The following is a 14,744-nucleotide window of genomic DNA, read 5'->3' on the forward strand; positions in this document are numbered from 1 at the left end:
TGGCTGCGCGCCGGCCATGATCTACGGCTCGTTAGACATGCCGACCGAAAGGTCCCAGACCGGCGCTCCGATCGGATGGACTTTCTCTGATGCTCCAAAGCAATCGGTTCGAATTGGATGGAAACACGGCGCCGGAGCTGCTCGGACCCGGCGACTATAATGCCTTGGCTGAATATTTCGACCGCCTGAGAGGCGCCGCGGATCGTTTCGGCCTCGCCCTTCATGCGCCATTTTCCGGCGCGGCCGAGGCCCGCGACCCCGAGGCTCGCGCGCGATGCCTTTCGCAATGGGCGCGGCCCCTGAGCGCGCCCGGCTGGCGCCGGACCTTTGCGTTCCGCGACGGCGTGGGGGCGGTGGTCGCCTGCTTGGATCTCCTCGGCCCCGAACTCTCGGCCGAGCTGCATCGCGCCAGGGTCTCGCTCGCGGTGGAGCCGGCGTTTCAGCGGCGCGGACTTGGGGAAAGGCTAGTTCGACACGCGATCGCCTTCGCCCGCGACGCAGAGCTCGCCTGGCTCGATCTTTGGGTCTTCGCCCATAACGAGCAGGCTTTGGCGCTCTATCGCAAGGTCGGCTTTGTCGAAATCGGGCGGCATCGCGACCAGTTCCGCTGGCGACGCATGTCGATCGACGACATCGCCATGGCTTACCGGCTCGATCCGCATTTGCCGCATCGCGTGTTCCAAACCGCGCCGCCGCAATGACGCGAGAAGGACGCCGCCGGGCCGGACCTCGCCTGAAAACTGTCCAGATGATATGCGCCAGTCTAGATTGCGTCATTCCGGTTTCGAGAACATGCTCGTTTCCGTCGAGCTAAAGCTGCGGTCTCTAAAATTGCGCAAACGAGGTCTCGCTTGGTCCGTTTTGAAAATGTCGGCCTGCGTTATGGAATGGGAGCTGAAATCCTCAAGGACATCAGTTTTTCGATCGAGCCTCAGTCGTTTCAATTCCTGACCGGCCCCTCCGGGGCGGGCAAGACCACGCTGCTGCGGCTGATTTTGCTGTCATTGCGGCCGACGCGCGGCCTCATCACCCTGTTCGGACGCGACGCCTTGTCGCTCGACAAAGGCGCCATCACCGATTTGCGGCGGCGGATCGGCGTGGTCTTTCAGGATTTTCGCCTGCTCGACCATTTGACGACCTATGAGAATGTGGCCCTGCCCCTGCGCGTGCGCGGAAAGGATGAGGCGAGCTATCGCGGCGAGGTGATGGAGCTTTTGCGCTGGGTCGGGCTCGGCGACCGGATGCACATCCTGCCCCCGGTGCTCTCGGGCGGCGAGAAGCAGCGCGCCGTGATCGCGCGCGCCTTGATCGTGCGGCCGGAGCTGCTGCTCGCCGACGAGCCGACCGGAAACGTCGATCCGAATCTCGCGCGGCGGCTGCTTCGGCTCTTCACCGAGCTCCACAAATCCGGGACCTCCGTCGTGATCGCGACCCATGACCTCGGCTTGATGGACCAATTCGACAACGCCCGCCGGCTCGTCCTCGGGGACGGCAGACTTCATATTTTCGACTAGAGTCTATCCGCTCGGATTGAATCGATCTGATTGACCAGAATATGCTCAAGCATTTGAAATTTAAGCGATTTCCTACCGGCCGAATGAATTCATTCGGTCGGCGAGCCCTCCAAACCGCGACCCGAGCGGAGCAAACGCCATAGCGCGAGGCGATCGATGAGCATTTTCAGCGGCCTATTGGGACGGACCCGATCGCTGCGCCTTAGCCGGCTGGGACAGGACGGAACCGAGATTCGCCCCGACAAGGCGCTGGTGCCGGCGGCCTCCATCGCCGGGCGCGCGCTCGTCACAGTCGTTGCCATCATGACCTTCCTCGCCTCGCTGACCGCCGGCGGCGCCATCATGATCGCCGACGCGTCACGCGGCTGGCAGGATCAAGTCGCCCATGAGATGACGATTCAAATCCGGCCAACGGGCGGGCGCGACATCGAGGCCGACGCCGACAAAGCGGCGCAGATCGCGCGCAAGACGAGCGGCGTCGCCGCCGTTCGCCCCTATACCAAAGTTCAGTCCGAAGCCTTGCTGGAGCCCTGGCTCGGCTCCAACCTCGATCTTTCCGAATTGCCCGTCCCGCGCTTGATCGTGGTCGCGCTCGATCCCGAAACCCGCCTCGACGCCGCGGCCTTGCAGCGTCGCCTCGCGGAAGCCGTGCCGGGGGCGACGGTCGACGATCATCGGCTTTGGATCGAACGTCTCGCGATCATGGCGAAGACCGTCGTCCTGGCGGCTGCGGTGATCTTCGCCCTTGTATTGACGGCCATGTTTCTGGCGGTCGCTTTCGCCACCCGCGGCGCCATGGCCGGAAATCGCGAGATCATCGAGATCCTTCATTTCGTCGGCGCGGCCGACGACTATATCTCGCGCCAGTTCCAGCGCCACTTTTTCCGCCTCGGCCTGCGCGGCGGCGCGCTCGGCGGCGGCGCGGCGATCGTCGCCTTTTTCGCCGCCTCGACCCTCTCCAATTGGTTGCGCGCGACCCCATCCGGCGACCAGGTCGATGTGATGTTCGGCGATTTCGCGCTCGGCCCCAATGTTTATGGCGCGATCATCCTCATCGCCGCCTGCATCGCGCTCGTCACAGGCTTCGTCTCGCGCGTCATCGTATTTCGGCATTTGCGCGACCTGACGTGAAAAGCAGAGCAAAGACTCGAACGGCCATCGCCGATGGCGACGAGCGCTTGCGAACAGTTTTACGATGGACGGCGACCACGCACTCCCATCTTCGACTTCACGAAAATAAATATATATCTGCTTGAATTGCTTATATACGTGAATCCTTCCTCACAGACGACTCATAACTCTTATATCCACGTAACGCTTCGCTTAATACACCCATTTATTTGAAAGACAAATAGGCCCACGAGAAGAATATATTGAGCGCCCTTGGTCCGTTTGGTATTTATTTTATATCGCATAGCCGGCGCATTGCCCGAATGTCGGACGCAGGCAGCAGCTGGCCCGGGCGAACCCGCATCCGGCGATCGAGGGGGCAAAGAGCCTGCATCCGCAGGGGCGACCTCGCTTGCACCGTCGCTCCGTCGGCCGTCCGCGCCAGGCGAAAAGGATCTCCTCCATGCCGCTCATCAAGGAAATCGACTATGGCACGCCCGCCTCCAAGGCGGAAACAGAGGTGATGCTCACCATCGATGGGCAAGAGATCTGCGTTCCCGAGGGCACGTCGATCATGCGGGCGGCGATGCAGCTTGGAATCGCAATCCCGAAACTCTGCGCGACCGACAATATGAACGCTTTCGGCTCCTGCCGGCTTTGCCTTGTCGAAATCGAGGGTCGCAACGGCCTCCCAGCCTCTTGCACGACGCCCGTGGCGCCGGGAATTTCCGTGAAGACCTTCACTCCGCGTCTCGATTCGATCCGACGCGGAATCGTCGAACTCTACATTTCAGATCATCCGCTCGATTGTCTGACCTGCGCGGCCAATGGCGATTGCGAATTGCAGGCAATGGCCGGCGCGGTCAGCCTGCGCGATGTGCGCTATGGCTATGAAGGCCGCAACCATGTGTTCGCGCGTCACAACAGCGAGGCCAACGCTGATTGGACGCCCAAGGATCAATCGAATCCTTATTTCTCTTACGACCCGTCCAAATGCATCGTCTGCAATCGATGCGTTCGCGCCTGCCAGGAAGTTCAGGGAACCTTCGCGCTGACCATCGAGGGCCGCGGCTTCGACAGCCGCGTGTCGCCCGGCGCGGGCGAGGCTTTCATGGAGTCCGAATGCGTCTCCTGCGGCGCCTGCGTGCAAGCCTGCCCGACCGCGACCCTGGTCGAAAATTCCGTCGTCGACATAGGCCAGCCGGAGCATTCGGCAGTGACCACCTGCGCCTACTGCGGCGTCGGCTGCGCCTTCAAAGCCGAAATGCGCGGCGAGGAAATCGTGCGCATGGTGCCCTGGAAAGACGGCAAGGCGAACCACGGCCATAGCTGCATCAAAGGACGGTTCGCTTACGGCTATGCGCTTCATCGCGATCGCGTGCTTAAGCCCATGATCAGGGAAAAAATCACCGATCCTTGGCGCGAGGTCAGCTGGGAAGTCGCCATCGGTCATGCGGCCTCGGAGTTCCGCCGCATCCAGGCGAAATATGGCCGCCGCTCGGTCGGCGGCATCACCTCGTCCCGCTGCACATGCGAAGAAACCTATCTGGTCCAGAAGCTCATTCGCAGCGGCTTCGGCAATAACAATGTCGACACATGCGCGCGCGTCTGCCATTCGCCAACGGGCTATGGGTTGAGCCAAGCCTTCGGCACGTCGGCCGGCACGCAAGATTTCGATTCGGTGCAGGACGCCGACGTCATCCTGATCATCGGCTGCAATCCGACCGACGCCCATCCCGTGGTCGGATCGCAAATCAAGAAGCGCCTGCGCGAAGGCGCCAAGCTCATCGTCGTTGACCCGCGCCGCACCGAGCTCGTGCGCTCGGCGCATATCGCGGCGGATTATCATCTTGCGCTCCGACCCGGCACCAATGTCGCAATCGTCACGGCGCTTGCGCATGTCATCGTGACGGAAGGGCTTGTGAACGAAGCCTTTGTGCGCGAACGTTGCGATTGGGACGAATATCAGGATTGGGCGGCGTTTGCAGCCGAGGCGCGCAATAGCCCCGAGGCCGTCGAGAAATATACCGGCGTTCCCGCCCATCTCGTTCGCGGCGCGGCGCGGCTCTACGCGACCGGCGGCAAGGCCACGATTTATTACGGCCTCGGCGTCACCGAGCACAGCCAGGGCTCGACCACGGTGATGGCCATCGCCAATCTCGCCATGGCGACCGGCAATCTCGGGCGGCGCGGCGTTGGCGTGAACCCTCTGCGCGGCCAAAACAATGTGCAAGGCTCATGCGACATGGGCTCTTTTCCACATGAGTTTCCGGGCTATCGCCATGTCTCGAACGACTCCGTTCGTCATTCCTTCGAGGAAGCCTGGGGCGTCACGCTCGACCATGAGCCGGGGCTGCGCATCCCCAACATGTTCGACGCAGCCGTCGAAGGCGAGTTCAAAGGCCTCTATGTCCAGGGCGAGGATATTTTGCAATCCGACCCGGACATCAAGCATGTCTCCGCCGGCCTTGGAGCGATGGAATGCGTGGTCGTTCAAGACCTTTTCCTCAATGAGACGGCGAATTACGCGCATGTGTTTTTGCCCGGCGCGAGCTTTCTCGAGAAAGACGGCGTCTTCATAAACGCCGAGCGCCGCGTTCAGCGAGTGCGTCGAGTCATGAGTCCAAAAGGCGGCTATGCAGACTGGGAGGCCACCCAGCTTTTGGCCAACGCCCTCGGTTGCAATTGGGACTATAAGCATCCGAGCGAGATCATGGATGAAATCGCTCGCCTGACGCCAGCCTTCGCCCATGTCTCCTATGATAAGCTCGACGAAGTAGGCTCAGTCCAATGGCCGTGCAACGAGGCTGCGCCGGAGGGCATGCCCATTATGCATGTCGACGCCTTCGCCCGCGGCAAAGGCAAGTTCGTCATCACGGAATATGTCCCGACGGACGAGCGCACCGGGCCACGCTTCCCGCTCCTGCTCACCACGGGCCGAATTCTGTCGCAATATAACGTCGGCGCGCAGACGAGGCGCACTGAAAACAGCCAATGGCATCCGGAAGACGTCTTGGAAATTCATCCGCATGACGCCGAGCTACGGGGCGTGCGGGATGGCGGCTGGGTGCGCGTGCAAAGCCGCGCCGGCGAAACGACTCTTCACGCGAAGATCACCGATCGGGTGGCGCCGGGCATTGTCTACACGACCTTTCACCATCCTTTATGCCAAACCAATGTCATCACCACCGACAATTCGGACTGGGCGACGAATTGCCCGGAATATAAAGTGACCGCGGTTCAGGTCGCGCCCTCGAACGGCCCCACAGAATGGCAGGAGCGCTATCGCGAAATGGCCGAAAGCAGCCGCCGCGTCGCCTCGCCGAGCGAGGCCGCCGAATAGACGATTCGATCGGTTCAATATTTTGGCCGGCCTTGGCGTTCGAAACATTTGGAGGAGCGCCTCCGAAGATTGGAAGCGCTCCTCCTACCGGCGAACCGAGCATTTGTCGGTTTAGGCTTTACCAGTGACGTCCCGATCCGAGGGAGCCGCTAGCCTGATAGCCGTCTTCCGCCCGCCCAGGAAAGGGCTGGATCGCCGCGACGCAATTGAAGGAATGTGGTGGATTGAGCGATCCATTGCCGCAGACATAATAAGCGTCGATATTCACAGTCCTAGCGGCGAGAGCATGAGGCGCCGAATCGCCGCTGCATTGATAGCTGTTCGCGCCGGCATGGACCGTTCCCTTGACGTGAAACCCATAGGCGCCGCCAGCGGTCGAATTGCCTTCATGGGTCGGTCGGAACCAGCTATTATAGGTGCCGGCGTCGCCATAAGCTTCCTTCAACGCCGAGGCGTTGGTGATCGTCAGCGTTTTCACGATTCCAACAGGCGCGACGCTGCCTCCGGCTCCGGTCGGCTGGGTCTGGTTTTTCAGGTAAAGAGCATCGACCGTTAGACTTACCGAGTCGGGGTCCGCATTGGTCGAGGTTCCGCTCACATCGATGACTTGCCCCCAAAAATCCGAAGGATCGGCGCAAGCCCCGTCATAGGTGTAGAGAATCACATCGACGGCATTGAAAGAATCCTCAAATGCGGGCTCGACATGAAAGCCGACCGTCAGCCGTATATTCTTGCCCAGCGCGAATGTCGCGGGTAGGACCCGAGTTTCATGGCCATAGGCGGACGCCAAGGCGTTGACGGCGAGCACAGCCGCGCTCGTCATCGCCAATTTTCTAAATTTCATAATTGTCCCTCCGTTTTATTTTCGTTGAGTACATCTCGTCCTCACAGCCCGGGATTAGGCCCGGTCCCACTCCGCGTCTCAGCGCGAATTCCATTCGCGCGCCGCCCATCGCTTCCAAATCCACATTGATCTACATTGTTGACTTGATGAGCCACACAGGTCGACGGCGACGCGATAGGCAGGGCCCGTGCGCGTTAGGACTCTTTGTGCGGAATTGGCGACGCGATTCGCAATCGTTCTTGGTTTTCTTTTTCAGGGGGCAAAGCCTCGCGAAAACCGGCGCAACAATGCGCCTCAGCTAAGGGGTAAACGCGCCAAGCGCGCGCAACCCGACAGATTTTCGCCAATTTTTTGAAAAGGTTTTGTCTCTTTCAAATCGCGCCGAGATAAAAAATTGGACCAGGCTCAGCGCTAGTCGCCCTATCGACGCTTGTAGCCGACTCGCGAAAGTCCTCGCGCGCACACAGGGGCTAGTCGGCGGGCCATCCTTGCCGCGCGCGAGCCGCATTCAGCGCATGCGCCGGCCGTTGTTGCGGGCGCGCATTTCGTTGGTCGATCCAACGCCCATGCGTGGTCGGCCGCCCGCTGGAATTGCCTTTGGCCTCCTTTGAAGGGCTGGAAACCTTGCCTGTCGATCCATTTACGTCGTAGACAATCACGCCCACGCCGTCTTCTGTTGCGCTAATAACAAAGTTATAGTCCTGAAGCAGGCGTGAAAGCACATAGCTAAGGGTTCCGACATAGGAGCCCGAGACGGAACGATCGAGGCCCGTCGGCAATCGGTAATGTAGAGCGTAAGCCTTGTTCAGCGACTCGAGAACCTGCCCTAAGGGATCATTTTGAGCTTCGAGCCGCACCGCATTCGCGTCGCCGGAAACGACGACCTCGGCCATCGCCAGCGTAGCGCGGCCGCACAAGACGGCGCCTGCGAGGAAAAGCACTTTAACGGCGCCGGCCTTATTGCTTTTGATGCTTTTGCTTGAAGTCACGGCGTTCATCCCGACCGCTCGCTTGAGCGCCGAATTCGCTCCGCCGGCCCATGCGCATCCATGATCTGCTCAACGGCGCCGGCGCCGAGCCGCAAGATCCGATCGGCCACATGATAATATCGATCATCATGTGTGATGACGATCACCGTCTTGCCCCGCGCCTTCAGACTAGACAAAATCTCGGTGTAGAAAAGATTTCTGAAGATGGGATCTTGCTCGGCCGCCCATTCGTCGAACAGGTAAAAAGGCTTGTCCTCAACAAAGGCGGTCAATAAAGCCAAACGCTTTCGCTGACCGCGAGAAAGATCGACGGTTGAAAATCGGCCGTTCCGAATTTCGACCTTATGATGGAGCTCAAACGTGCGAAGGAGTTGCGTCGCCTTTGCAAGGGACGCCGGATCGCGATAACCGAGAAGAGCCTGGAAATTAAAGGCGTCCGCAAAGACTGCTGCGAAATTCTGACGAAAAGCCTCTCGCCGATCGCCTGTGACAGGCTCGCCGTCCAATTTGATCATACCCTGCTCCGGCGCAAAAAGTCCGAGAAGCAGAAAAGCCAAGGTCGTTTTGCCGCTGCCATTGCCTCCGGTGATGAAAAGTAGCTCGCCTGGTTCAATCCGTAGCTCGATCGGCCCGAGAGTGAATTTGGAGCCGTCAGTTTCCGATCTGTAGGAATGGGTGACGCCGACGAGCTCCAGGGCGCCGGGACGGCTCGAGATCGCCATGGGCGCGATCGACGCTCCGGTCGACTCTTCCGGCGACATCGACAGGCCGAGCGCCGCAATCTTGCGCATCGCGACAAGGCCTTGGCCGACGATAGGCGCCGTGTTCACAATGGTCGAGATAGGCGACATGATGAACAAGATCGCCAGCGTCCAACCGCTCGCGACATGGGACGATGCGCCCTCGGTCAGCGCCGGCCCGAACAGCGCCAGACCGATAGCGACGAAGAACAGGAGCCTGCTGCTTTGGGCGCCGACGATAAAAATCGTCAATCCGGCGATCATGCTCGTCCGGATCCGGTCAGCTGCGTCGGTCAGTTCCTCTTCGATAAAAGCGCGTCGGCGCCGCTCGTTAATTTTCAGCTCTTTCGCGCCTTCGGTGAGCGCTTGAAAATTGGCGAACAGCGCGTCGTCAGCCTCGCGCGCATGACGCATCCAGCGTAACGATCTAGCTTGAGCGAGAAAGAATGCGCTCGCCCCGATTCCGAGAAAAATCAGAAGGACCAGCAGAAGCTTCAGCGAAAGGCAGCCAACGTAAATTATGCCCCCGACCGCGACGGCGACGTCAATAACGAGGAGCGGCATCGCTTCGTAAACGCGGGCGATGCTGCCGACGTCGTCCGTCAAAGCGGCCATGAGACGGTGCGCCCCGCAGGCTTGCAATTGGCGCAAGGGCGCAGACAGGATGCGCCGGCACAACCAAAGCCGCATCTTAAAAAGCATGTTTTGCGTTAGCCGCAGGGCAAGCCATTCAGAGAGGATTCCGGCGGCGAGGACAAGCGCGCAAAGAGCCCAAAAGGACGTCTCCATCGCGACATTGCTCCGGTCCTCGACCGTAAGCATATTGTTGATATAGGCGAGCAATCCCGCGCCGCCCCCGCCAGCGACAAGGCCCGCGAGAACGGATAGGACGAAGACGCCCCAAGCTGGACCTGGAACTTCCGCTAAGCCTTGCGGAAATCGCGAGCGTCGCCGAAAAAATGAGACGATCATCGCATTTTTGAAGCCGCCGCGGGAATACGCAATCCCCGACGCCAGCGCGAGGGACCACATAGCCAATTCGCTCGATGGTTCGATTGAAACGCTCGCGAATGAGCATAGCTTCCTAAGGCGTCACGCGGCGTGATGCGCCGCCCGCGGGCGGATGCGCTTGCTAACAGTCCGGTTCCGCATTCGCTAAGCGCCATGATGGCATCTTTCAGTTATTCGGCAGGAACTCGGCCGCGTCGACCAAATTCCGCTTTGGCGCGTCATCGGCGACAATGTCCCCGGGCCTCATGTCTTGCGGACATGCCCCGATCCACTTGCCATCCTGCTTGCGCGTCGCCTCGCGCTGGCCAAACAAAGGCGGAGCGTAGGCGCTTTGCGCCTCGATGTGAAAGGACTCAACATCGGCGATCGTGATGGCGGCGCGCGTGATCGCGCGCGTATTGCGGAAATCGCAAATCGTCTCTAGGCGCAAGACATTGCCAGACGTCTTGGCTTTGGTCTCGCTGCAATGACTCTTGCGCGTGATGGCGTTGACATTATTCAGCAGCGGCTCGGTCGCCGCGTCGATGCAAACGCGCGCCGTTCGCGCTGGGCCGAGGGGATTTGCCGCATCGTCGACGATTTCCCACAGCCCCGGGCGACGCGCCGGGAGCTCATCCGCCAATGAGCCGCCGGGAGCCGAGACCGCCACGGCTAGAACAAACATCACCCAAATACGCGGAACCATCCGAATCTCCGTAGACTCGCACCACGAGAATGCGCAGTCCGACATCCCTAAAACGACGAAACAGTCCATCCGGGCCGTCTCATTCTAGTCTGTTGTCGACGCCGGATCGAGCGGCGCATGACTGCGCATCGATCCGACGCAAATCGGCTAATCGCCGTGTCCCTTTCAGGGAGCGACCTGAGGTATTTCGACACAGGTCGAGCCGTCTCCAGGCGTTCTCGTCCCATTTCCGCAGACGAAATATTCATCGACTGTCGCGTCGCGAGCCGCTATGGGCAGCGGGCTCGATGTTCCCGCGCATTGATAGCTGTTCGCCCCGGCGTGGATCTTTCCGAAGACATGGAAACCGTAGGCCTTGCCCGCGTTGGTCCCGTTGGGCTGGTTGCCGCTCGCTGGACCGCCGGCCGCCGTCGAGGGCTTGAACCAGCTGTTGTAAAGACCCGCGGTGCCCAGTTCCTCCTGGACAGGTGAAACCTGGCTTATGTTTTGACGCGCGAGGATGGCTGGATTGCCGGACTGTCCGGGATAATAGGCCTTTTCCTTGCTCAGGATCAAAACTTCGGTCTGGAGGCTTACCGTGTCTCCATTGCTTCCGTTAACGTCGATAGGAGCGCCGACGAAATCGCCGGGGTTTGACCCCCCGACGGCCGCACAAGATTGGTCATAGGTATAGAGATAGATATCCACCCCATTGGTCGTGCCGTCGAAAAATGCGGGCTCGTTATGAAACCCGACAGATAGTTGAACTTTGCCCGTCGAAGCGTTGGCGAGACGGCTCTCATGCGCTAGCGCCGAACTCACAAACGCCCCGGTCAATGCGACAGCCGCCGCGGTCGAAAAGAGCCTCTCCCGAAAAATAAATTTGATCATAGTCCCCTCGTGTGTTGCGTCTCGAGCTTTCGCCTAACGCGCGTCTGAAAGTGGAGTATTGCCCTTGCGTCCGGGTTCGATCTTTCGAACGAGCTCGCAACGCCCTCCACATTCATTAAGACGAACGACAGGCTTAAGCTCCGCCAAGCCGCATTCTACAAAACGCGAAGAGACCTCAACGTCTCCATCGGGTCGAATTGCTCGGAAGCAATTTCAACGAAGGCGTACGCTCGCAACGTAAGGTGTCACGATCCGCTGGGATCATCGGGGGCGGCCTGCTCCATTTTCTTGCGCAAACTCAGCGGGCGCATATCTGTCCAAACCTCCTTGATATAGGCGAGGCACTCCGCTTTCGATCCAGATTTTCCCGCCGCGCGCCAACCACAAGGAATCTCCTTGTAGTCGGGCCAAAGCGAATATTGCTCTTCGTCATTGATGACGACGACATAGGTTTGCAATTCGTCTTCTTCCAAGGCCATAGGCCGAACCCCTTTCCAATAGTGGGCCTGACGTCGCTATCGCCGCGACGGAAATTCGCGCAGCAGGCGGCCTCGCGGCTAGTCCAACGCCCACATAGCTGCGTCGAAACGCGCTGCGATCTCGTCCACTTGCTCGGCGGTCACGATGAGAGGCGGCAAAAACCGCACAACGCTCCCGGACCGACCGCCAAGCTCTACAATTAGACCGCGCTGGAGGCAATTGCGCTGAATTTTCTGAGCGATGCCCGGCGAGCATGGGGGCGGGGCCCCGTCTTTCGTCGGAGCCGCGGGATCGACAATCTCGACGCCGATCATGAGGCCTCGTCCGCGCACGTCTCCGATGACGGCCTGCGTCGCCGCGACCTTAACCAGCGCACGCATGAGCCGATCGCCCATCTCGCGGGCATGCCGATCGATTTGATTGACCCGAATATGACGAATGGTCGCGGCCCCGGCGGCGAATCCCAATTGATTGCCGCGAAACGTGCCGGCATGGGCGCCGGGAGTCCACTGATCGAGGCCCCGCTTGTAGACGATCGCCGCGAGCGGCATTCCGCCGCCAAGCGCCTTGGAAAGAACGACGACGTCAGGCGTTATCCCTGCGTGTTGGAATGCGAACATGGCGCCCGTTCGCCCGAAGCCGGTCTGGACCTCGTCCACGACGAGCGGGATTCGTCTCCGCAATGTGATGTCGCGAATGGCGCGCAGCCATTCGTCGGGCGCGGCATTGACGCCGCCTTCGCCTTGAACGACCTCCAGAATTACCGCCGCAGGCGTAACCGCGCCGCTATTCGGATCATCGAGCAAAGATTCGATGTAATGCGCATTTGCGCGCCAACCCGCCTCGCCGCCAACGCCGAAAGGACAGCGATAAGCAGTTGGGAAGGGGAGAAAATGAACGTCCAACATTCCGGCGTTGGAGGCCGCCGCCGCCACGCTCCCTGTCAGGCTGAGTGCGCCCATCGTCATCCCGTGATACGCGCCATGAAAGCAAAGCAGGCTGCCCCGGCCGGCGCCCGCGCTTCGGACCAGCTTGATGGCCGCCTCTATCGCATCCGACCCGGACGGGCCGCAGAAATGGATCTTGGCGTCAGCGGCGAAATCGGGAGGTAAGGCCGCGAAAAGCTCGTCGATGAATCGATCCCTGATCGGCGTCGGAAAGTCGAGCGTCTGCAACGGCGCGGCGCTCAGAATCGTCTCATGAATCGCCTCGATGACAACCGGATGATTATGGCCGAGAGCGAGAGCGCCCGCGCCCGAAAGGCAATCCAGATATTCTCGGCCATCGGTGTCCCATAACAGCGTGCCGCGCGCCGATTTGGGAGCGAAGGGCAAGCGCCGAGAATAGGCCCTGGCGCTGGATTCGATCTCTTCTTGGCGGTCGAGATATCGGTTGCCGAAGGTTGCATAGTACGGAGCCTTGGCCGCCGATCCATCCGGCGGGCTCGGCCGATCCGCTTGCGCCGGCTCGAGAGCCTGATGCGATTGCAATGTCCCCTGCGCTTCCATTTTCTTATGTCCGCGGCTTGTTCTTCTTTTTGGCGGCGCGATCATGCGACGACGCATGTGGGCGCTTGCCCGATGCGCCCGTACGCTCGCCCAATGACCGGCTTTCACGCTCGACCAGCCGACTTGGCCTAGAGCTGAGACGTTCGAGATCCGCCGAACGCGCCAGTCTTTTTTTCGTCGTCGTCAGCAATTTTCTTTTCGGCGAGCAGGGCTTCGATGAATCGCACTGCCGGCGCCGATTCATGCTCCTCGCGCAACAGACCCCGAACACGATCGATGTGCTCAGAAATCGTCGTGCTATCTTCAATTTTCGAGATGAGGCGCTCCAAATAACGGGGCGTGAGTTTGCTGCGGTCGCCGCGGAGACCCAAGCCGCGATGGACCATCCGTGCCACATTGCCCGGATGGTCATATCCGAGGGGAAAAGCGATCATAGGCACGCCAAAATAGGCGCATTCCTTTACCGTGTTGGCGCCGCCATGGGTAATCATCAGGCGCGCCCGCCGCAGCAACGCCAATTGGGGCGCTCGCCGGACGATCACGATATTCGACGACGGCGAGCGAAGTGCGCCAGGGTCCAATCCCTCGCCTGTCGCTAGGACCCATTGCCTGTGCGGCCCGGCCTGAGCGACATCGATCACGGTCTGGAAAAACCTCCGGTATTTTTCCTCACCGAACCAAACGAGGCTGCCCAAGGCGCAATAGTAGATCGGACGATCGTCATCAAGCCGATCCCAGGGAAACGGTTCCTCGCTACGATTGAGCGAAAGCGAAGCGCCGACGTAAATTTGGCCCGGCGCCTCGCGACAGGGGAATTCGAGCGCCCGAGGCCAGGCGATGAGCTCGGGCAATTCCGGCGCCCGACGATCTCCGCCGCATTCTCCGAGCGGGTAGCCGTAGCGCGCCGCGAGCCTGCGCCTGACGGCGTCGAAATCGATGGACAGCCTAAGCAATGACAAAGCGCCAGACCACAGTCGTTCTTCAAATTGCAATCGCGCCCAGGCGAAAGAAATTCGCAACCGCGAGACGCGGTTGTCCGCGGGAATTAGCGCGCTCGAAATGGGCGGCAGGCCGGATTTTGCGCGGGGGTTGAGTGAATCCTGAAAATAGACGCAGGCGAGTCCCGCTCCCCAGGCGACAAAGGCGGGCCATTCCATCCATTCATCCGTCGATGCGAAAATGACGAGATCAGGAGCGACGCGCTGAAGCTCTTCGCGAAACGCGTCTCCGCCGCGCGTCAAGAGATTGTCGACGAAAGCATTGATGCGCGCGATGAAGCGCCGCTGCGCGCGAAGCGCGGCGAGGCCGGGCGAAAGCCTTTCGAGAGCTTCGGCCTCGCGCAGGAACCCGCCCGGAAAATACGCCTCCAAAACGATCGTAAAGCGAAAGCCGCGCGCGCGAACTTCAGCAGCCGAATCGGCCAAGCCGAAATAATGCACGACATGTCTCGCCGCCCGAAGACGATTGGCGAGATCGAGCGTCGCGAGAAGCCCGCCGGGATTTGGCAAAATGAAAATGGCGACGGTCGACATTGGTTCGGTCAAGCCGGACGCCCGGCCGCTCGGCGGTTACACCGGCTCTTTCTTTAACTCCGCGCCTGCGCGCAACAAGATAAAAATTTTCGCGCAGCCGTGACGGATTCGGCGCCGC

At 60.4% G+C, this 14,744-nt stretch carries 12 protein-coding genes; 4 read left to right on the forward strand and 8 right to left on the reverse strand.

Annotated elements, in window-relative coordinates:
* The first annotated feature begins 89 nt into the window (after positions 1 to 89).
* From METAC_RS25300 to fdhF, 4 genes are all read left to right on the forward strand, one after another.
* Complete coding sequence (locus METAC_RS25300; protein WP_051335612.1) at positions 90 to 701, forward strand: GNAT family N-acetyltransferase; 612 nt, start codon at positions 90 to 92, stop codon at positions 699 to 701.
* Positions 702 to 851: 150 nt separating this feature from the next.
* A complete protein-coding gene (gene ftsE / locus METAC_RS0115550) occupies positions 852 to 1,514 on the forward strand; it encodes a cell division ATP-binding protein FtsE (protein WP_026607762.1) in 663 nt (220 codons plus the stop codon).
* Positions 1,515 to 1,670: 156 nt separating this feature from the next.
* Positions 1,671 to 2,645 carry a cell division protein FtsX gene (locus METAC_RS23915; protein ID WP_036255652.1) on the forward strand — a complete coding sequence of 325 codons (975 nt, stop codon included), beginning with the start codon at positions 1,671 to 1,673 and terminating at the stop codon, positions 2,643 to 2,645.
* Positions 2,646 to 3,087: 442 nt separating this feature from the next.
* Positions 3,088 to 5,967 carry a formate dehydrogenase subunit alpha gene (fdhF, locus tag METAC_RS0115565; protein WP_026607763.1) on the forward strand — a complete coding sequence of 960 codons (2,880 nt, stop codon included), beginning with the start codon at positions 3,088 to 3,090 and terminating at the stop codon, positions 5,965 to 5,967.
* Between the two features lie 118 nt (positions 5,968 to 6,085).
* On the opposite strand, the gene METAC_RS0115570 is transcribed toward fdhF, so the two are convergent.
* The 8 genes from METAC_RS0115570 to METAC_RS0115605 all read right to left on the reverse strand — a co-directional run bounded on the left by METAC_RS0115570 (position 6,086) and on the right by METAC_RS0115605 (position 14,626).
* Positions 6,086 to 6,811 (reverse strand): hypothetical protein, encoded by a 726-nt coding sequence (locus METAC_RS0115570; RefSeq protein WP_156898245.1) that lies wholly within the window; start codon positions 6,809 to 6,811, stop codon positions 6,086 to 6,088.
* Positions 6,812 to 7,281: 470 nt separating this feature from the next.
* A complete protein-coding gene (locus tag METAC_RS0115575; RefSeq protein ID WP_156898246.1) occupies positions 7,282 to 7,800 on the reverse strand; it encodes a hypothetical protein in 519 nt (172 codons plus the stop codon).
* Positions 7,801 to 7,805: 5 nt separating this feature from the next.
* On the reverse strand, positions 7,806 to 9,572 hold the full coding sequence (locus tag METAC_RS23920) for a cyclic peptide export ABC transporter (RefSeq protein WP_051335614.1): 1,767 nt from the start codon (positions 9,570 to 9,572) through the stop codon (positions 7,806 to 7,808).
* 145 nt (positions 9,573 to 9,717) lie between these two features.
* Positions 9,718 to 10,236, reverse strand: a complete 519-nt coding sequence (locus METAC_RS0115585) for a DUF3617 domain-containing protein (RefSeq protein ID WP_198017229.1) — start codon at positions 10,234 to 10,236, stop codon at positions 9,718 to 9,720.
* A gap of 165 nt (positions 10,237 to 10,401) precedes the next feature.
* The gene (locus METAC_RS0115590; protein ID WP_026607767.1) at positions 10,402 to 11,106 is read right to left on the reverse strand and encodes a hypothetical protein; all 705 of its coding nucleotides are present in this window, start codon (positions 11,104 to 11,106) and stop codon (positions 10,402 to 10,404) included.
* 245 nt (positions 11,107 to 11,351) lie between these two features.
* On the reverse strand, positions 11,352 to 11,585 hold the full coding sequence (locus METAC_RS0115595; RefSeq protein ID WP_026607768.1) for an MbtH family protein: 234 nt from the start codon (positions 11,583 to 11,585) through the stop codon (positions 11,352 to 11,354).
* 78 nt (positions 11,586 to 11,663) lie between these two features.
* Positions 11,664 to 13,094 carry a diaminobutyrate--2-oxoglutarate transaminase gene (locus tag METAC_RS23925; protein ID WP_084144024.1) on the reverse strand — a complete coding sequence of 477 codons (1,431 nt, stop codon included), beginning with the start codon at positions 13,092 to 13,094 and terminating at the stop codon, positions 11,664 to 11,666.
* A gap of 128 nt (positions 13,095 to 13,222) precedes the next feature.
* Positions 13,223 to 14,626: a nucleotide disphospho-sugar-binding domain-containing protein gene (locus METAC_RS0115605; protein ID WP_026607769.1), complete on the reverse strand. Its 1,404-nt coding sequence runs from the start codon at positions 14,624 to 14,626 to the stop codon at positions 13,223 to 13,225.
* Between the last annotated feature and the right edge of the window lie 118 nt (positions 14,627 to 14,744).

The sequence above is a fragment of the Methylocapsa acidiphila B2 genome, assembly GCF_000427445.1.
Lineage (GTDB): Bacteria > Pseudomonadota > Alphaproteobacteria > Rhizobiales > Beijerinckiaceae > Methylocapsa > Methylocapsa acidiphila.